Below are 17,135 nucleotides of genomic sequence, written 5' to 3'. Positions count from 1 at the left end.
CTGTTCAGGCGAGGGTCTTGTCGACCTCCGTTTCGCTATGATCGAGCGAGGTGATGCGGATGAGGCTTTCCTGCAGCGTCAGCAGATGCTGGCGCATCGCTTCGCCGGCCCTGGCCGGATCACGAGCGGCGATCGCATCGACGATCGCCGTGTGCTGGCCGAAGGTGACGGGCCGCGTCCGGCTGGCGCTGCGAGCGCGCTCGCGGATCGTCTGCCAGGCCTCGTCCTGTCGTACCCGGTTGATGACGTCGAAGATGGTGAGGAAGAAGCCGTTGCCGGCGCATTGGGCGATCTGGCGGTGCAGCGCCCCATCCCAGAGTTCGCGCCCGTCGGCATCGGTGCTTTCGTAGATCTTCTTCACCAGATCATACATGCGCTCGATATCGGCGGCCTTGGCGCGCATGGCGGCAAGCTGGGCGAGCTGCGGTTCGATGCGCAGGCGCACTTCCATGACTTCCATGAGATCGGTGCCGGCAACGATCGAGCCGACATGATCGCTCCAGCCGTCGGGGCGCGGGCCGGCATAGGTGCCGGAGCCTTGGCGGCGCCAGATGCGGCCCTCGGCCTCCAGCACTTCGAGGGCACGGCGGACGGCACGGCGGCCGACGCCAAGCATTTCCGAAAGGGTGCGCTCGGTCGGCAGCTTGCCGTCGGCGTCGAGACTGTCGGACCGCAGCAGAGCCCTCAGCTTCTCCAGCGCATAATTCGAATTGCCCTGCGTCTCATCCATCGGCATTCGCTAAATGGTCCGTACCAATTTTCTATTGGTTCAGTGCAAACCAAATCGCGGCGACCGTCAAGCGCTTTTTTGTGCAAATCCAAATCTGCCCGTTTTTTGCTCAAATCCCGCCATTGCCGCGATACGGGAAAGCAGTCGATCGCAGCGACAGGGCGGCGCCGCGATCGACAATATCATCCCAAAAAACGCAATTGGTTCAGGTGAAACTCAGGCTGGCGTCGAGCGTGCGGAGAGAAAGACCTGCGGCTCGAAGGCAAAATCCTTGTCGAAGGGGTAGGTCGGATGCTGCTTGCGCAGCCGCGGCAGGCGCTCGACGAACTGGTCGACGACACCTGTTGATAGCGCCATCAGGTTCGGATTGGCGATCGGCGCCAGTTCCGGCGAGAGATAGCCCGATTTGACGACGATGATCTTCGCTTGGTGCGGGTCGAGGCCGAGCCGGGTGAAATCGGCGATGTTGTGATAGGGCCGACGCTTGGCGGAAAGCACCAGATCGATGCCACTGATCGAAACCACCGCCTGGCGGTCAGTGGGATCTGATGTCTCATGCAGGAATTTGACGGTGAAGCGGCCGTGAACGGGCTTGCTACCCTTGGTGTCGAGCGAGGCGCCGACGCTGAGCTCCAGTTCCGCGCCGATGCCGGCGGCATAACAGGCCGCGGTCGCCGCCTTGTCCGCAATGCCGGCAAAGACGACGCCCGTGGCACCCCGGGCGATCAGTTCTGCCAGTACATCGGCCCGGTCCCCAACGCCGCCGCCAGTCGGGTTGTCGCCGGATTCGGCAAGCACCACTGGCGCGGTCGGGCTTGCGATCGCCCTGGCGACGCATTCTTCGACCGAGCCGGTCTCGCAGCCGAAGACAAAGTCTTGCCGTGCATCCCAATAGGCCTTGGCGAGGCGTTTGGCCTCGCGCTCCAGCACGGCGCGGTCGCTGCCGGTCATGATCGCGGCGGCGGTGGCGCGCGGTTCGTCGGCCCAGACATAGCCGACCATCAGCGATGCATCCCAGACGCCGTCGATCGCATCGATCCCAGGCAGCATGTCATAGAGGCCCTTTGCCGGCTCATCGACGGTGCTGGTGCGCTCGCCGGGCAGCACGACGGGAATCGGCGCCCAGAGAACGATCGGCCTCTCGCCGGTTTTCAGGCTCTTCACCAGCATGGAGACGGAGCGGCGCATCGTCTCCTCGACATCGATATGCGGCGCAGTACGATAGGTGGAATAGATGTCGAGCGCATCGATGATGCGTTGCGTGACGTTGCCGTGCAGGTCGTAGCTTGCCGAAACCGTGCAATCCTTGCCGACCAGCGCACGGGCCGCACTGATCCAGTCCCCTTCGGCATCCTCCATGCCCTCGACATACATGGCGCCATGCATGGCGAGATAGAGACCGTCAAGCGGCAGCATCGGCTTCAGCCGCTCGAGGAATTCACCCTTGAAGGCCTCGTAGGTGGCACGCGAAACCGGGCCACCCGCAATGGCGCGCGCATGGATCGTCGGCAGAAATTCGGCGTCATAATCCTTGAGGAAGGCGAAATAGGGAGACGCCAGTAGCGCCTCCCCACGCACGACGCGGAAATCCTTTTCCTCGTTCAGAACGGGATTGTATGTGCTGCATTCGGTATGAATGCCACCGACGGCGATGCGCATGGGAAACCTCAGTTGATGTTGGGAGCAGTCAGGAAGTTACGGGCGATGCTGGCAACCCGGCTCCAGCGCCGGTATCGACGCGCCGGGTGCGGATATGTGTCGGTCGACGGAGTTTGTGCTGCGATAAACTGAACATTCGGGATTCGATCCGAGGACGCGTCCTTTTGCCTCAACAATAAGTTTACAAACGAACCAATCAACCAAAATAAATTGCAATCTTGATCTTCTAAGCCGGCGTCGAGGTGGAAGGTGCCGTAATCGGTGAGCCACCGACCGACTCGGTTTCTTCCGTCGGATGCCGCGGTCCGATTGCTGCCGACAAACGCGTCAGCGTCGCCACGAAGAAAAATCCCACTTCGGGATCCCGAAATCCCCCCGCTTCGGGATTCCGAAATTCGTCGCGTTTTGGGCGGTGTTGCCGCGGGGAAACATCCAATGATTTCAATACCGCAACCAATTTCGGGATTCCGAAGTGCTATATAGATTATGGTGGGGGTCCGGCTGGCTGATGAATTCAGCGAAGCGCTCGACAGGTTCGCCGAACAGGAAGTCGATGCGCCCACCCACTCCACATGAGTTTCGGAACCCAAACGGTCCCTTGCCGTGCGTTGGTGCAAGGGCGTCAATCGCGGCGCTATGCAAAGATTTAATTTTATCGGGTGAGAACGAGGTCCGGTTGCGAAGGCAACCTATCCTAGAGAATAGGTTTTTGCCCTCGAAAGTTCTTGATATTTACCCTGCATCGCACATCGCGAATAATCAAAAGCACGGCGAAATCGCTCGCGACATTGGGGCATGTCATGGGTAGTAGGACTGACAACGTCGGCCACCATAGGCGGATGCTCAATGAGCCCGCGATTGTTGTCGGGACCGCACATAGGCAGCGCCTGTCAACGAGCGCGCAACCATGAGCTTGCCTTGCTCCAGCGATCCTCTCGAGAGCTCGCCGGATGAGGCAATCGAGGCTCGCCGGGACGAAATGCCGGCTGCTGACCACAATCCTGCAAACGAGATGTCGCGCGTTCTGAGGACTGCGCCAATTCATCTTGCTGCAGACCCCTCCGGCGGTGCAATCGCCCACTGGAATCACGGCCCCTTGCATGATGTCGTCGAGCCGATGACCGACCACGTCATCATGGCTTATAACGGCGCGATACAGCGCATGGAACGGCGGTCCGGAAGATCGATCGAGAGCGGAACGTTTCGTCGCGGGGTTGTGATCATCATCCCGGCTGGATCAAGCTCCCGATGGGATATTCCAAAACCGGTTGATGTCGTTCAGCTCTATCTTCCCCGCTCGACACTGACGCGCATCGCCGACGAAACCGATACTTTCACGCCGACCGATCTCTTGGAGCGAACGGCGCATCCGGACCTCATTACATCCCGATTGCTCCTGAGCGCAGCCGATGTCCTGGAAGGCAATACGGCACTGGATACACTGTTCAGGCAGCAGTTGACCGACCTTCTGGCCACGCGCCTGCTGGCCGCGCACACAGGCAAGGCACCGAGCTATCAGCCGGCGCTCGGCGGCCTCGCGCCGAGCGTGCTGCGCCGGGCCATCGAACGATTGCGGTCGGACGCCGACGCGGACGTCTCCCTCGCGGCCCTCGCTGCCGATTCAGGGCTGTCGCGTTTTCATTTCTGTCGCGCTTTCAAGGAAAGCACGGGCCTTTCACCTCACAACTGGCTGCGTCAATATCGGCTCGAGCAAGCCATAAACATGCTGCGCGATCCTCAAAATTCGATCGCGTTGATCGCAGCCTCCCTCGGCTATGCCTCGCAAACAGCATTTGCAGCTGCATTCCGAAAATTGACCGGTGAAACACCGACTGATTGGCGCCGCCGCCACGGCTGACCGCGTTCTCCTTTCGCCCTCGTCTCAGATTCCGGACGGTCCCGTTCTTCGCTTCCACGCCATCGGCTCGACTACGCGACGACCATGCCGCGCAATCCCCCTGACATGGCGTTGGTCGCAGCCTCACGTGACTGCGCCTCGCAAACAGCCTTGGCCGCCACATTGCCGAAGCTGACCGGTAAAACGCCGGGCGACGAACTGCGGCGCACCCGCTAAACCGCAATTGCTCTGCAACGGCGCCAATCCCTCTGGCGCAGCCGTAGACGTGTTTCGCTAAACCACCATTGCGCCCATACCAATGGATCCTGCGGAGACAAAGGATGGTCTGGGACACCGATTACGGGTCGGTCGCAAGGAAGCGACCCGTAGCGGCTTGTATATCCGATTTTAGCAACTGTCCGTCCGGCGATGACGGGCGCCGAAACAAATATTCTCCAAAGGATCAGCACAATGACCTCCATTACAACCAGCGACGGTGTTCAGCTTTTTTACAAGGACTGGGGACCGAAGTCCGCTCAGCCGATCGTCTTTCACCATGGCTGGCCCCTCAGCTCCGACGATTGGGACAATCAAATGCTCTTCTTCCTCGGCAAAGGCTTTCGCGTGATCGCTCATGATCGCCGCGGCCACGGCCGATCGAGCCAGGTGAGCGACGGGCATGACATGGATCACTACGCCTCCGATGTTGCCGCAATGATCGACTACCTCGATCTTCGCAACGCGATCCATGTCGGCCACTCTACCGGCGGCGGTGAAGCCGCGCGGTATGTCGCGCGGTACGGCAAAGGTCGCGTTGCCAAACTGATCCTGATTGCGGCCGTGCCGCCATTGATGTTGAAGACCGGCGCCAATCCCGGCGGTTTGCCGATCGAGGCATTCGACGGATTGCGCAGCCAGCTCGCTGCCAACCGTTCGCAGTTCTATCGCGATTTTCCGAGCGGCCCCTTCTACGGCTACAACCGCCCGGGTGCCGAGCCGTCGCAGGCGGTCATCTCAAATTGGTGGCGTCAGGGCATGATGGGCGGCGCGAAAGCGCATTACGAAGGCATCAAGGCATTCTCGGAGACGGATTTCACCGAGGACCTGAAGGGCATCACCGTGCCGACGCTGGTGCTGCATGGCGATGACGACCAGATCGTTCCCATCGGTGCTGCCGCTCCATTGTCGGCGAAGCTCCTGCAGGCCGGCACGCTGAAAATCTACGAGAAACTGCCGCATGGGCTGTGCACGACCCATGCAGATGTCGTCAATGCCGACATGCTGGCCTTCATCACCGCCTGAGCGACGTCGCTTCACCAATCCGCGCGCCATCGTTACCGACCATCTCGCCGCCCATCGGGAGCGGCAACGGTGACGCGCGGCCCCTTTGAAACTACAAACCACGGAGTGAATAACATGAGACTTGTGATTGTAGGCGCCGGGTTCGCCGGCATGTACGCCGCTCTTTCCGCAGCCCGCCTGCGCGATATCGAAGGCGTTTCGCCCGAAGAGCTCGAAATCGCACTGGTGTCCCCGGAACCGACGCTCGTCATCCGCCCCCGGCTCTACGAGCCGAAGCCCGAGAGCCTGACGGCACCTTTGCAGGATGTATTTGATGCCGTCGATGTCGCCTACGTGCAGGGCAGTGTTGAAGCCGTCGACACGAAGGCCTGCACCGTAGACGTCGTCAATGCCAAGGGCGAACGAAGGTCCCTTCAGTATCATCGCCTCGTGCTCGCCACCGGCAGCCGGCTGTTCCGTCCGAATATTCCCGGCCTCGCCGAATACGCCTTCAGCGTCGATAACCTCGATGACGCCATTGCCCTTGATCGCCACCTGCACGAGCTTGCGAAGATGCCGGCCTCGGCTGCGCGCGACACAATCGTTGTTGCCGGCGCCGGTTTCACTGGTATCGAGGCGGCGACCGAGATGCCTTCGCGGCTGCGGACCCTGTTCGACAAAACCGCCAATCCGCGTGTCATTATCGTCGACCGCAGCAGCGCGGTAGCCCCCGACATGGGCGAAGGTCCGCGCCCGATCATCGAGGAAGCACTTCGCAAGCTCGGCGTGGAAACGCGGCTCAATGCCGGCGTTTCATCGCTGGATAAATCCGGAGTTACGCTGAGTACCGGCGAGCATATCGAAACCATGACCGTGATCTGGGCGGCAGGCATACGGGCCAATCCGCTGACCACCAAAATTCCCGGCGAGCGTGACAAGTTCGACCGGCTGCTGGTCGATGGCTGCCTGCGCGTGCCGTCCGTACCCGGCGTCTTTGCCACAGGGGATGCGGCGCGCGCCGCTTGCGACGACTGCGGCAACTACGCACTGATGTCGTGCCAGCACGCCACACGCATGGGCGCCTTCGCGGGCAACAATGCCGCCGCTGAACTGTTGGGCGTGCCAGCACGGCAATATCATCAGGAAGCCTATGTCACCTGCCTCGACCTCGGCGATGCCGGAGCCCTCTTTACGCGAGGATGGGATCGCAAGGTGGAGATGGTCGGCGAGAAAGCGAAGGCGACCAAGCAGGAGATCAACACCGTCTGGATCTATCCACCGAAGCCCGAGCGCGCCGCTGCGCTGGCCTCAGCTGATCCGGAGCACGTGACCAAACTGTGATCGGATCCCGAGATGAGGCTGCGCTCTGAATAAGAGCGCAGCTTGCCATATTCCGGCTTGTTCCTGACCCAACTCATCTTTCATCGATTATTTCTTCCCGAGCGCTTTCGGCTCGTAAGCAATCTTTGAAGGCGTGCCGCAAGGAGCAGGCCGCCTGGTTCTCACCGGAACCGTGATGGTCTCCCTATTTGCTCAAAACAAGCGTTGCATTGTCCCGGTATCGCGAAAGTCCGCTGCTATTTCTGTAAGCCGGTTGAGGCCGAAGCCCCGTGACTCCATCATCCGATGGTCGGAGAGATAGGGTTCAGAAAGTGGTAAGAGAACTCTATGCTATCAGCGCGAAGCTGACTGGTGACCTCGGAGCCGAGCAGTTCGCTGCCGCTGCCAGGCAGACCGATGCGCGCGCTCGCGCATGCCGTGGCCCCGGATGGCTCTCGCGCCCTGGTACCATCGGGCTGGTGCGGCGCGATGCTTGCCATAAAAGGCACGAGACTCATGCCGGTAAAGAAAAGGATCTGGACGATCAGGCGGCCTGTCGGACGGTTTCCGCCCTGCATGTGCCACACGACGATCCCGGCAATTCCCAGAGTGTTGATGAGGGCAAGCTGCAGGAAGTTGTCATCATCTGACATAGCTGGGTTCACCGATCATGGTTTGTGTCAATGAACTGCCGGGCACGGCATCGTGTGCCCGGCCAGATCGCCTATTTCTTGATCGGGAAGGTCAGTTCCTGCTCAGCGGTATCGACCACGAAGACAGCGAGGAGCTTTGCCGGCTTAGTCTTGCTGGCGTTCTCGCTGACACCGTGGCGATCGCCCGGAAATTCCGAAAAGCTTTCACCGGCGCTATAGACAGTGACGGGGCCATCGTTGACCTGACTGCGGATCGCGCCTTCGAGAACGGTCGCGTATATGAAGGCGGATGCTGGATGTGTATGGCCCTCCGAGAAACCGCCCGGAGCATATTCGACGAGAACGCCCTTCATGCTCTTGCCGGGGACGTTCGGCAGTTTGTGGTCATAGACCAGCGTAACCTTTGCGCCCTCCCCGCCACCCGGCGCATCATGCGCAAGAGCCGAACCTGACAGCAGAGCCGCCAATGCGACGGCAAAAGCCAATGACTTGATCATGTCTATCGTCCTTTCATGACTTGGAGTCGATCGCAGTTTCTATATAACGTATTGTTTTATATATCTTTTATATGTTTGGCGTAGCCATCAAAATGTAAAGCTACAGGCGCATGGGCCGCTTATCAGGCGGCCCATGCGCAACTCGTTATTTTCTCGGCGTAGTCGCAAACCAATCGTCGAAACCGATGCGGCCGATGCGAGGATGATTGTCGGAGACGAGTGAACCGTCTTCCAGTTTGGTGCCGAAATAGCGGGCATCCGGATCTGCGACAACGGTGCGGGAATCTCCGATCGCCTTGAGGTAGCGCGCGGCGAAATCGCAGAGACGCGCGCGCTCAGGGCCGCAGATTTCGATAATGCCGTTAACCGGCGCGGCAAGCGCCGCGTCAGTCACGAAATCGGCGACGTCGTCGGACGCGATCGGCTGCAGGGAACCTGTCGACAAGCGGGCCGTGTCGCCAACCGTGCCCTCCTGGGCGATGCCGCCGAGAAATTCCATGAACTGTGTGGAACGCACGATGGTGTAGGGAGTGCCGGCTTCCCGGATGATCTTTTCCTGGGCGACCTTGGCTCGAAGATAGCCGCTATCCGGCAGCCGATCCGTGCCGACGATGGAAAGCGCGATGTGGTGTTTCACGCCGGCCTCAATTTCCGCTGCCATCAGGTTCTTGCCCGCCGTCTGAAAGAACTCAAGCACGGCCTTATCCTCGAAGGATGGCGAGTTCGCGAGGTCGATCACCACGTCGGTATTCTTCAGTGCTTCCGCCAAGCCCTCTCCGGTAAGGGTATTGACGCCGGTTTTCGGGGCAGCGGCAATGACCTCATGCCCTTTCTTGCGCAGGCGCTCTGCGGTCTTGGAGCCGATCAGGCCGGTTCCGCCGATAATCACGATTTTCATAAGACGCTCCATTTGCTGCGCGCCCATGCGGTGCGCGTGGTTGAATAGGTTGATAGGCGAAGGCCTGGTTGAAGCTCGGGCTTGAAGGCCGAGCACGGCCTTCAAGGATGCACGCTTTGGTTCGGCCTTAATTCGACAAGCGGTCAGTAGTCCCAGAAGACCGGGACCCAACGAAAGGCGTCGCCGTCGACCGCGACATGGCCAACGGAAGGAAACGGCATATGCGTTGCCACCAGCAGTTCGCCGGTCGCCGCAAGCTCCCGCAAAAGCCGGACCCGAACGCGGGCAGCCTCCTCGGGGTCATGTTCGAAGCCGTTGAACCAGTCGGGGTGGTCGAACCCGACCGCGAATACCGCGTCGCCGGCAAACATCAGACGGTCGTTGCCTGAGGCCACGCGGACCACGCTGTGCCCAGGGGTGTGCCCGCCGGTACGAGAGACGACCACGCCCGGCGCCACCTCGTACTCGTCATCGAACAGCCTGAGATGGCTGCGATACTCTTTGGCGAACCGCTTGGCGGCCGCCCGAAGCGCGTCGGGGAAGCCCGCCGGCATCGAGACGTGGGAGAAATCGGGCGACTCCCAAAATTTGACCTCGGCAGCGGCCACATGGATCCGCAGGTCCGGACGCAGTTGGTCCTTCACCCCGTCGACGAGCAGCCCGCCAACGTGGTCCATGTGCATGTGTGTAAGAACCACGTCGGTCACGGATCCAAGATCGATGCCGGCGGCCTCCAGTCGCTTCATCAACTGCCCGGCCCGCGGCAAGTTCAAGTCCGGGTCCAATCCCAGCCCAGCGTCGATAAGGATGGTCTGCCCGCCGCTGCGCACCACGACCACGTTCAGTGCCCAGTCGAAGGCGTCCGGCGGCAGGAACATGTCGCCCAGCCAGGCGGCCCGGGCGGCCGGCTCGGCGTTGTGTCCCAACATCGCGGTTGGGAGCGGTAGCACGCCATCGCTGATCACCAGCACGTCAATCTCGCCGATCCGCACCGCGTAGCGCGACGGAACCAGTTCTTCGGGTGCCGGTCTACTGGGATGTGAGGTGTTGTCCAGTTTCATGCTTGCCTCCTGAGTGTTGTTGATCATCTGGTTCATCTTTGAAAACTCCTGTGTTCTATCCTGGTGCTAATCCTGGTTGGCTTACGCTTCCTGGGCGGGAGGCGCGGTCAATGCGGTGAAGTCTTTAGCGATCGGCGACACACTCACTGCTGGCGTGTCCTCTAATGATCTAGCGAAACCGATCTGCGGCTGCGCCAGAACGATTGCTGCCGCTGCAGAGCAATTGCTGTTGACGCATGCGCATGCGGCAATCGCCCGGGGTTTCGCCGATTTGTTGGATGCAGCCGCGAGAGAAACGTCCCGCAATGATCCTCAAGGACATCCTGGCCTTCGGGATCGTCGTTTACGTGGTTCTCGACTGCTTCGACCTTAGGGTCGGCATCCGATATATCCGGTCCGTCGGTGAGCTGATCGGGGCATGGGAGACCTTACCCCGACGATGCACGAGACCGGCGGACCGGGATTCTGACCAACCCCAACATCAGGTGCTCAGATGGCTTCGAGAGCTTTTGCCTCGCGGGCGATGAAATCGCAGACCAGTTTTACGCGCAACGGCACGGTGCGGCCAAAGGCGTGCAGTGCATTAAAGGGAGCGCTAGGGAACGCAAACCCCGCCGCGAGTGTAACAAGCGTGCCGTCTGCCAGGTCTTTCGCGACCAGACATCGCAGAAGATAGGCCGCTCCCAGCCCACTCAGCGCAGCCTGAATGAGTGCGGCCCCTGAGTCGCAATCGACGCGCCCCAAGGGAATGAAGCTCGTCCCGTCCGGCAGGCGCAGAGGCTGCGTGATACCACCCAGTGCATAGCGGGCAAAGGGCAGAGCCGCCAGCGCTTCGGCAGTTGCAGGATTGCCCCAGGTCTTCAGAAAGGCCGGAGACCCGACGATCGCCATCGGCAGGTCGGCCAGGTGACGAACCATGAGGTCCCCCGGCGCGGGATTTCCAACGCGCAGCACAACGTCGTAGTCCTCCCTGATCAGATCGACGAACCGATCCGTGAGTCCGACTTCGAGATGCAGGTTCGGATAGTCGGCTGCAAAGCTTCCGAAGAGGCGCGGCAGCAGTAGAGGCGCCATTTCGCTAGGCATGCTGATGCGCAAGCGACCCGAGGGCGCAACGTCGGACCTGATCGCCTCTTCACTTGCATCCAGGTCCCGCAACAGCGGTGCAACGCGGTCGAAGAAAAGTTGCCCGTCCTGGGTAAGCGTCAGGGCGCGCGTGGAGCGCAGGAACAGCCGGGCGCCAATCTTCTTTTCCAGCCGCGCCACGCTCTTCGACACCGCTGACGGTGTCGTCGCCAGATCGCGGGCCGCGGCGCTGAACGATCCGGCCTCTACCGTCCGCACAAAAGCCATCAATCCGGGCATCTCGTTGAGCAGATTCGGCATTTGCACCTCCGCGGCACAGATCATGTGCCCGCCCATGATCTAATGACGAAGGGTGGCAGCGTTTATCTAATTTCTCGTTGAAAGGAGATAAACAATGCAACACCTCAAAGACAAGGTCGCCGTCATCACCGGCGGCAATAGCGGCATCGGCAAGGCGACTGCTCGGCTGTTCGCGGAAGAAGGAGCGCAGGTCATCATTTCCGGGCGCCGGCAGGATGCTGTCGACCGAGCCGTGCAAGAAATCGGTCCGTCGGCCATCGGCTTCGTGGGTGATGCCGCCGACCTGGAAGATCATCGCAGGCTGGCGGACACCGTGAAGAGCCGCTTCGGCGGGCTCGACATCTACATGGCCAATGCTGGGATCATCAATCTCACCACCTCCGCCGAGGTGACTCCGGCAGACTACGACCGGCATTTCGCAATCAATACGCGCGGCGTGTTCTTCGGCGTGCAGACGATCGCCCCTCTGATCCGCGATGGCGGAAACATCATCGTCACGAGCTCGCTCGCGGCCACGAAGGTCCTCCCGGACCATACCGTCTATGCCGGTTCAAAGGCAGCAACCGCCGCCTTTGCGAAAAACTGGGCGATCGAATTCAAGTCGCGGCGGATCCGCGTCAACATCCTGAGCCCGGGACCGGTCGAGACGGAAATCCTCGCCAAGCTGGGCGTATCGGAGGCCGAGCGGCCGGCATTCGAAGATTACATGGCTTCCCTGATCCCTGCCGGCCGTCTCGGCCGACCGGAAGAGTTGGCGCGCGCCGCACTCTTCCTCGCCTCCGATGCAGGAAGCTTTGTCAACGGGATCGAGCTTCATGTCGATGGCGGTATGACCCTGGCTTAAAAGGCCTGCCCTTTGCCAGCCCCAACGGGCTCTACAACCTGTCGAAGCTGTCGGTCCAGTGGCTGAGGCTCGGCAGGTATCGAACGCATCAAACCCGGCCATCCGCGGCAGAACGGCCGCCACGAGCGCATGCATCTGACGTTCAAGAAGGGGCCACCCGTCCGCCCGGCAGAACGACCCTTCCAGGATCGCGAGGTGCTGGTCACCAATTGCGGACGCATCTGCATGCATCGCAAGAAGATCAATGTCTCGACCGTGCTGGCCGGACAGAAACTGGGAATCAAGGAAGTCGATGACGGTATTTGGCTCGTCAGCTTGATGCACTATGATCCGGGATATATCGACCTGGAGCAGAGGGCTTTGCAAACCATCGACAACCCGTTCGGCACGAGGTTGTCACCCATGTCTCAGGGACAATCTGTTACCTCTGTCTTCGGTATGGGCAATTTGGAAAACTGGAGCGGGCGAAGGGATTCGAACCCTCGACCCCAACCTTGGCAAGGTTGTGCTCTACCCCTGAGCTACACCCGCTCAATCCGCATCGGTCCGGGGTAGTTGTTGGACCGTGGGCGCCGCCTCGCGGCGACCGGCGCTATATGGCCTAACGGGTTTTCAAATGCAACAGGGAAATGACGGTGAGGCGAAGAAAAATTCCGGTGTTCGCAGAGCCCGGGCGGAAAGGCCGCAAATGCGGGGCAAAGCGTCGGTCGCAAAGATTGCCAAACGATGTGGACGGACTTAATCAGAACGCCTCGCTTTTTTCCCTTCCCGTCCAATGGATTGCCCCATGTCCGAAAATGCCCCCAAGACAAGAGAACAACTGTTTGCCTTTCTCGACGGCCTCGGCATTGCCCATAAGACGATCGACCATGCGCCGGTCTTCACCGTCGCCGAATCGGTGGCCCTGCGCGACGAGATCCCCGGCGGCCACACCAAGAATCTTTTCGTCAAGGACAAGAAGGACAGGTATTTTCTGCTGACCGTGGAGGAAAATGCTGCCGTCGACCTCAAGCAGGTGCATAATGCGATCGGCGGGTCCGGCCGGGTCTCTTTCGGCAGAGCGGAGAAGCTGATGGAGTATCTCGGGGTGGCTCCGGGTTCGGTCACGGCCTTCGGTGCGATCAACGATACTGCGGAGAATGTCACCTTCGTGCTCGATGCCGAGCTGATGCGTGAGGAGATCGTCAACTGCCATCCGCTATCCAATGATGCGACGACCTCGATCGCGAGCAGCGACCTCATCCGTTTCATGGAAGCGACGGGACATAAGCCACTTGTCTTGAAAGTTACGTCCTGACATACGATTTTAGCGCTAAAGCGCGTCGCGATCTTTTAGATTCGCTTGCCGCGCTTTAGTCTTTGGTTTTGCGCATGTCTTTATCGCAAAACCGCACCACAGTTTTGCGCGACATGCTTTAGCAAAGACGCCGGAAGGATCGGCGCGGCGGGAGATACCTATGAGCGGCAGCGACAACCCCTATAGCGGTTCCTTCGGAAATCAGATGACGGCGACGACAAGTTTCGGCGCGGCACCGGAACCCACGGCTGCGGCCGGCAGCTACATCACGGATACGACGACCGCGAATTTCGGCAAGGATGTGATCGAGGAATCGCGCAAGCAGCCGGTGCTGGTCGATTTCTGGGCACCCTGGTGCGGCCCGTGCAAACAGCTGACGCCGGTATTGGAGAAAGTGGTCAACGACGCCAAGGGCCGCGTCCGGCTGGTCAAGATGAACATCGACGACCATCCCTCGATCGCCGGTCAGCTCGGCATCCAGTCGATCCCTGCCGTCATCGCCTTCGTCAATGGCCGCCCCGCCGACGGCTTCATGGGCGCGGTGCCGGAAAGCCAGATCCAGCAGTTCATCGACCGGATCGCCGGTCCGGCCGGCGCCGACGAGGCGGCCGAAATCGAAGCCGTGCTTGTGGAAGCGGCGGAACTGTTTGCCGCCGGCAATATCAACGAGGCTGCTCAGCTCTATGGCGCCGTGATGCAGGCCGACCCCGAGAATGCCAAGGCGCTTGCCGGAATGGCCGAATGCATGATCGCCGCAAACCAGCATCAGCGGGCGCGCGAAATACTGACGGAATTGCCGGAAGAGCTGGCGAAAGACGCGGGCATCCAGGCCGTGCTGATGAAGCTCGAGCAGATCGAGGAGGCCCGCAAGCTCGGCGATCCCGTTGCGCTTGAGCGCGACCTGGCCGCCAATCCCGATGACCACGAGGCGCGGTTGAAGCTCGCCAAGATCCTCAATGTCGAAGGCCGGCGCGACGAAGCGGCCGACCATTTGCTGCTGATCATGCGCAAGGACCGTGCTTTCGACGACGACGGCGCCCGCCGGCAGCTGCTGCAGTTCTTTGAAGTCTGGGGCTTCAAGGATCCGGCGACGGTTGCAGCGCGCCGCAAGCTTTCGGCGATGTTGTTCTCCTAGACCGGTTCTGCTTTTTCATAGAAGCGCAGCACCGCGCCAGCCTTTTGTTTTTACGCAATTCCTGGGGAAGCGGCATCGCATTTCCCGGAATTGCTCTTGAGCGCCGCGCATCCAACAGGATGTGCTAAGCGCGCTCTATCGCTTTGAATCCACGTATGATCCTTTCCGAAAATCGATTCCGATTTTCGGGGTAGGCGTTAAGTTTCGAGCATCTGCCCTTGCGTTTTCGGACGAGGGCACCACATTCTCGTCAGAACGGGCATGCCCGTTGCAAGAATGCGGGACGGTTACATGCAAGTCGGGAATGCCAGATACCTGAAGCCGGGCGATCTGCCTGATGCCATCGCTGTCTTCCCCCTGACCGGCGCCCTCCTCCTGCCGGCCGGGCAGCTTCCCCTCAACATTTTCGAGCCGCGCTATCTGGCGATGCTGGATGCAGCACTGACCGGAAACCGGCTGATCGGCATGGTGCAGCCGGCGCTTGGCGAACATGAGGACAAGGGCGGCGAGCCTAACCTTGCCGCTGTCGGCTGCCTCGGCCGCATCACCTCCTTCGCCGAGACCGGCGACGGGCGCTATATCGTATCGCTGACCGGCGTCTGCCGTTTCCGGCTGCTGGAAGAGAAATCGACCAGCGACCCCTTCCGCATCTTCCGTATCGCCCCGTTCATCGCCGATCTCTCGGCCGCGAACGAGGAAGAGGCGGTCGATCGCGCAGCACTTCTGACCGCCTTCAAGGCCTATCTCGATGCCAACAAGCTCGAGGCCGACTGGGAGAGCGTCGAGCGGGCGAGCAATCTGACGCTCGTCAATTCGCTGGCGATGATGTCACCCTTCGGGCCGGCGGAAAAACAAGCGCTGCTGGAGGCGCCGGACCTGAAGACGCGGGCCGAGACGCTGATCGCCATTACCGAAATCGTGCTGGCGCGCGTCTTCGGTGACTCCGACACGGTTCTGCAGTAGACTTCAGCCATGGATGAAAAACTCAGCCGCGTCGATCCAAAACTGCTCGATCTCCTGGTCTGCCCGCTCTCCAAGGGTCGGCTTTCCTATGATCGCGAGCAGAATGAACTCGTCTCGGAAAAGGCGCGGCTTGCCTATCCGATCCGCGACGGCATTCCGATCATGCTGGTGTCCGAGGCCCGCCGCCTCGACGACTAAAGCGCGTCGCGATCTTTCAGATTCGCTCCTCGCGCTTTAGGTCCTTGTTTTCACGCATGTCGTTATCGCAAAACCGCTGCACACTTTTGCGCGACATGCTGTAGAGCAATTCCAGGGAATTGCGTAAAAACAACGGTTAAATCGTCTCTCCGGCAAGCAGGCGCGGATTGTCCTTTGCCGTCGTTCCGGCCGCCTGGCCGATGAAGAAGGATTTGAGGCGCGGCAGCCGGTCGACGATACCGAGGCCGACGTCGCGGGCGATGCGGATCGGCGTCGCATCGTTGGAGAAGAGCCGGTTCAGGACGTCCGTCGTCACCCCCATGCGGAACGTGTCGAAGCGCCGCCAGGTCTGGTAGCGCTCGAGGATATTGATCGAGCCGATATCGAGGCCGAGGCGATCGGCGTCCACGATGGTTTCGGCAAGTGCCGCCACATCCTTGAAGCCGAGATTGAGCCCCTGACCCGAAATCGGGTGGATGCCGTGGGCGGCGTCGCCGGCCAGCGCAAAACGCGGCGCGACGAAGGAGCGCGCCAGCGTCAGACCGAGCGGGAAGGCGCGCTTGTCGCCGATCACTTTCAGGCTCCCAAGCTTGTGGCCGAAGCGGCGTTCGAGCTCTTCCTCGAAGATCAGGTCGTCGGCGGCGACCAGCCGGTTGGCATCCGGCGTCCGCTCCGTCCAGACGAGCGAGGAGCGATTGTTCTTGAGCGGCAGGATGGCGAAGGGGCCGGCCGGCAGGAAATGCTCCTCGGCACATCCGTCATGCGGCCGCTCATGCTCGACTGTTGCAACGATGCCGGACTGGCCGTAGTCCCAGGTGACGGTCCTGATGCCGGCGAGATCGCGCAGTTTCGAGCGCACGCCGTCGCAGGCAACCAGCAGCCGGGTTTCCAGCGCGCTGCCGTCCGAAAGCGTGACGGTGACATGGGTGTCGTGGGTCTTTAGCTCCGTGGCGCCGAGCCCGTGGCGGATGTCGATGCCGAGCCGTTCGCAAGCGCCGCGCAGTGCTGCGACCATCGCAACATTCGGGATCATGTGGGCGAAGGGCCGGCCTTCGGTCACTTCGCCGTCGAAGGTCAGAAAAACCGGACGCACCGGATCGGAGGTCTTGGAGTCGGTGACGATCATTTTGGTGATCGGCTGGGCTTCCGGCTCGATCTCGTTCCAGATGCCGAAGACCTCGAGCATCTTCGCCGCCGCCGCGATGATGGCGGAAGCGCGCGTATCATTTTTCCAGACATGCTCGGGGGCCGCCTCGACGACCGCGACATTCAGATGGGGTGCTGCCTGTTTGACCGCGACAGCGGCGGAGAGGCCGACATAACCCCCGCCCACAACCAGCATGTCCAGCATCGCGCCGCTCCCGTACCTTATGCCT

16 protein-coding genes, 1 tRNA gene and 1 pseudogene are annotated in these 17,135 nt (G+C 60.9%); 9 read left to right on the top strand and 9 right to left on the bottom strand.

The genetic code is table 11. The annotated features are described in order from the left end of the window. Nucleotides 1-4 precede the first annotated feature (4 nt). Complete coding sequence (locus CUJ84_RS21480) at nucleotides 5-736, bottom strand: FadR/GntR family transcriptional regulator (RefSeq protein WP_105007668.1); 732 nt, start codon at nucleotides 734-736, stop codon at nucleotides 5-7. Nucleotides 737-946: 210 nt separating this feature from the next. After that, nucleotides 947-2,389: a M81 family metallopeptidase gene (locus tag CUJ84_RS21475; protein ID WP_105007667.1), complete on the bottom strand. Its 1,443-nt coding sequence runs from the start codon at nucleotides 2,387-2,389 to the stop codon at nucleotides 947-949. A 907-nt stretch (nucleotides 2,390-3,296) separates the two neighbouring features. On the opposite strand from CUJ84_RS21475, the gene CUJ84_RS21470 reads away from it, so the two are divergent. The 3 genes from CUJ84_RS21470 to CUJ84_RS21460 all read left to right on the top strand — a co-directional run bounded on the left by CUJ84_RS21470 (nucleotide 3,297) and on the right by CUJ84_RS21460 (nucleotide 6,848). After that, nucleotides 3,297-4,247 (top strand): helix-turn-helix domain-containing protein, encoded by a 951-nt coding sequence (locus CUJ84_RS21470; RefSeq protein ID WP_105007666.1) that lies wholly within the window; start codon nucleotides 3,297-3,299, stop codon nucleotides 4,245-4,247. A 450-nt stretch (nucleotides 4,248-4,697) separates the two neighbouring features. Further along, nucleotides 4,698-5,528 carry an alpha/beta fold hydrolase gene (locus CUJ84_RS21465; protein WP_075225002.1) on the top strand — a complete coding sequence of 277 codons (831 nt, stop codon included), beginning with the start codon at nucleotides 4,698-4,700 and terminating at the stop codon, nucleotides 5,526-5,528. A 114-nt stretch (nucleotides 5,529-5,642) separates the two neighbouring features. Then, nucleotides 5,643-6,848 carry an NAD(P)/FAD-dependent oxidoreductase gene (locus CUJ84_RS21460; RefSeq protein WP_105007665.1) on the top strand — a complete coding sequence of 402 codons (1,206 nt, stop codon included), beginning with the start codon at nucleotides 5,643-5,645 and terminating at the stop codon, nucleotides 6,846-6,848. 278 nt (nucleotides 6,849-7,126) lie between these two features. Here the strand turns inward: CUJ84_RS21460 and CUJ84_RS39385 are convergent, their stop codons facing one another. The 5 genes from CUJ84_RS39385 to CUJ84_RS21430 form a co-directional block, all read right to left on the bottom strand. After that, a complete protein-coding gene (locus CUJ84_RS39385; RefSeq protein WP_245457499.1) occupies nucleotides 7,127-7,480 on the bottom strand; it encodes a hypothetical protein in 354 nt (117 codons plus the stop codon). 71 nt (nucleotides 7,481-7,551) lie between these two features. Further along, nucleotides 7,552-7,977 (bottom strand): cupin domain-containing protein, encoded by a 426-nt coding sequence (locus CUJ84_RS21450; RefSeq protein WP_075224957.1) that lies wholly within the window; start codon nucleotides 7,975-7,977, stop codon nucleotides 7,552-7,554. A gap of 145 nt (nucleotides 7,978-8,122) precedes the next feature. Continuing rightward, nucleotides 8,123-8,875 carry an SDR family oxidoreductase gene (locus tag CUJ84_RS21445; protein ID WP_105007664.1) on the bottom strand — a complete coding sequence of 251 codons (753 nt, stop codon included), beginning with the start codon at nucleotides 8,873-8,875 and terminating at the stop codon, nucleotides 8,123-8,125. A gap of 143 nt (nucleotides 8,876-9,018) precedes the next feature. Continuing rightward, nucleotides 9,019-9,972: an MBL fold metallo-hydrolase gene (locus tag CUJ84_RS21440; protein ID WP_075224959.1), complete on the bottom strand. Its 954-nt coding sequence runs from the start codon at nucleotides 9,970-9,972 to the stop codon at nucleotides 9,019-9,021. Between the two features lie 453 nt (nucleotides 9,973-10,425). Then, nucleotides 10,426-11,358: a LysR family transcriptional regulator gene (locus CUJ84_RS21430; protein WP_199788743.1), complete on the bottom strand. Its 933-nt coding sequence runs from the start codon at nucleotides 11,356-11,358 to the stop codon at nucleotides 10,426-10,428. 58 nt (nucleotides 11,359-11,416) lie between these two features. Here CUJ84_RS21430 and CUJ84_RS21425 point away from each other — a divergent pair, with 58 nt between their 5' ends. Next, nucleotides 11,417-12,166 carry an SDR family NAD(P)-dependent oxidoreductase gene (locus tag CUJ84_RS21425; RefSeq protein WP_017962475.1) on the top strand — a complete coding sequence of 250 codons (750 nt, stop codon included), beginning with the start codon at nucleotides 11,417-11,419 and terminating at the stop codon, nucleotides 12,164-12,166. Between the two features lie 2 nt (nucleotides 12,167-12,168). Next, nucleotides 12,169-12,562: pseudogene (locus CUJ84_RS38820) on the top strand (IS481 family transposase); the annotation flags it as partial. A gap of 60 nt (nucleotides 12,563-12,622) precedes the next feature. Here CUJ84_RS38820 and CUJ84_RS21415 read toward each other — a convergent pair. Continuing rightward, nucleotides 12,623-12,697 (bottom strand) — tRNA-Gly (locus CUJ84_RS21415). Nucleotides 12,698-12,953: 256 nt separating this feature from the next. Between CUJ84_RS21415 and CUJ84_RS21410 the strand changes: the two genes are divergently transcribed. The 4 genes from CUJ84_RS21410 to CUJ84_RS21395 all read left to right on the top strand — a co-directional run bounded on the left by CUJ84_RS21410 (nucleotide 12,954) and on the right by CUJ84_RS21395 (nucleotide 15,759). Further along, nucleotides 12,954-13,463 carry a prolyl-tRNA synthetase associated domain-containing protein gene (locus CUJ84_RS21410; RefSeq protein ID WP_105007661.1) on the top strand — a complete coding sequence of 170 codons (510 nt, stop codon included), beginning with the start codon at nucleotides 12,954-12,956 and terminating at the stop codon, nucleotides 13,461-13,463. 160 nt (nucleotides 13,464-13,623) lie between these two features. Continuing rightward, entirely contained in the window at nucleotides 13,624-14,598 is a 975-nt protein-coding gene (gene trxA / locus CUJ84_RS21405) for a thioredoxin (protein ID WP_105007660.1), read from the top strand. Between the two features lie 276 nt (nucleotides 14,599-14,874). Beyond that, nucleotides 14,875-15,561 (top strand): LON peptidase substrate-binding domain-containing protein, encoded by a 687-nt coding sequence (locus CUJ84_RS21400; RefSeq protein WP_171604531.1) that lies wholly within the window; start codon nucleotides 14,875-14,877, stop codon nucleotides 15,559-15,561. A gap of 9 nt (nucleotides 15,562-15,570) precedes the next feature. After that, nucleotides 15,571-15,759 carry a Trm112 family protein gene (locus CUJ84_RS21395; protein WP_017966162.1) on the top strand — a complete coding sequence of 63 codons (189 nt, stop codon included), beginning with the start codon at nucleotides 15,571-15,573 and terminating at the stop codon, nucleotides 15,757-15,759. Between the two features lie 136 nt (nucleotides 15,760-15,895). Here the strand turns inward: CUJ84_RS21395 and CUJ84_RS21390 are convergent, their stop codons facing one another. Next, a complete protein-coding gene (locus CUJ84_RS21390) occupies nucleotides 15,896-17,110 on the bottom strand; it encodes a ubiquinone biosynthesis hydroxylase (protein ID WP_105007659.1) in 1,215 nt (404 codons plus the stop codon). Nucleotides 17,111-17,135: the final 25 nt, after the last annotated feature.

Source organism: Rhizobium leguminosarum, assembly GCF_002953715.1.
Taxonomy (GTDB): domain Bacteria; phylum Pseudomonadota; class Alphaproteobacteria; order Rhizobiales; family Rhizobiaceae; genus Rhizobium; species Rhizobium leguminosarum_V.
The sequence above is the reverse complement of the archived record's forward strand: the minus strand, read 5'-3'. Positions and strand labels throughout refer to the sequence as shown.

Excerpts from the sequence above, each read along its gene's own strand:
- CUJ84_RS21480 (WP_105007668.1), bottom strand. The coding sequence starts at position 736 with ATGCCGATGGATGAGACGCAGGGCAATTCGAATTATGCGCTGGAGAAG.
- CUJ84_RS21475 (WP_105007667.1), bottom strand. The coding sequence starts at position 2,389 with ATGCGCATCGCCGTCGGTGGCATTCATACCGAATGCAGCACATACAAT.
- CUJ84_RS21470 (WP_105007666.1), top strand. The coding sequence starts at position 3,297 with ATGAGCTTGCCTTGCTCCAGCGATCCTCTCGAGAGCTCGCCGGATGAG.
- CUJ84_RS21465 (WP_075225002.1), top strand. The coding sequence starts at position 4,698 with ATGACCTCCATTACAACCAGCGACGGTGTTCAGCTTTTTTACAAGGAC.
- CUJ84_RS21460 (WP_105007665.1), top strand. The coding sequence starts at position 5,643 with ATGAGACTTGTGATTGTAGGCGCCGGGTTCGCCGGCATGTACGCCGCT.
- CUJ84_RS39385 (WP_245457499.1), bottom strand. The coding sequence starts at position 7,480 with ATGTCAGATGATGACAACTTCCTGCAGCTTGCCCTCATCAACACTCTG.
- CUJ84_RS21450 (WP_075224957.1), bottom strand. The coding sequence starts at position 7,977 with ATGATCAAGTCATTGGCTTTTGCCGTCGCATTGGCGGCTCTGCTGTCA.
- CUJ84_RS21445 (WP_105007664.1), bottom strand. The coding sequence starts at position 8,875 with ATGAAAATCGTGATTATCGGCGGAACCGGCCTGATCGGCTCCAAGACC.
- CUJ84_RS21440 (WP_075224959.1), bottom strand. The coding sequence starts at position 9,972 with ATGAACCAGATGATCAACAACACTCAGGAGGCAAGCATGAAACTGGAC.
- CUJ84_RS21430 (WP_199788743.1), bottom strand. The coding sequence starts at position 11,358 with ATGGGCGGGCACATGATCTGTGCCGCGGAGGTGCAAATGCCGAATCTG.
- CUJ84_RS21425 (WP_017962475.1), top strand. The coding sequence starts at position 11,417 with ATGCAACACCTCAAAGACAAGGTCGCCGTCATCACCGGCGGCAATAGC.
- CUJ84_RS21410 (WP_105007661.1), top strand. The coding sequence starts at position 12,954 with ATGTCCGAAAATGCCCCCAAGACAAGAGAACAACTGTTTGCCTTTCTC.
- trxA (WP_105007660.1), top strand. The coding sequence starts at position 13,624 with ATGAGCGGCAGCGACAACCCCTATAGCGGTTCCTTCGGAAATCAGATG.
- CUJ84_RS21400 (WP_171604531.1), top strand. The coding sequence starts at position 14,875 with ATGCGGGACGGTTACATGCAAGTCGGGAATGCCAGATACCTGAAGCCG.
- CUJ84_RS21395 (WP_017966162.1), top strand. The coding sequence starts at position 15,571 with ATGGATGAAAAACTCAGCCGCGTCGATCCAAAACTGCTCGATCTCCTG.
- CUJ84_RS21390 (WP_105007659.1), bottom strand. The coding sequence starts at position 17,110 with ATGCTGGACATGCTGGTTGTGGGCGGGGGTTATGTCGGCCTCTCCGCC.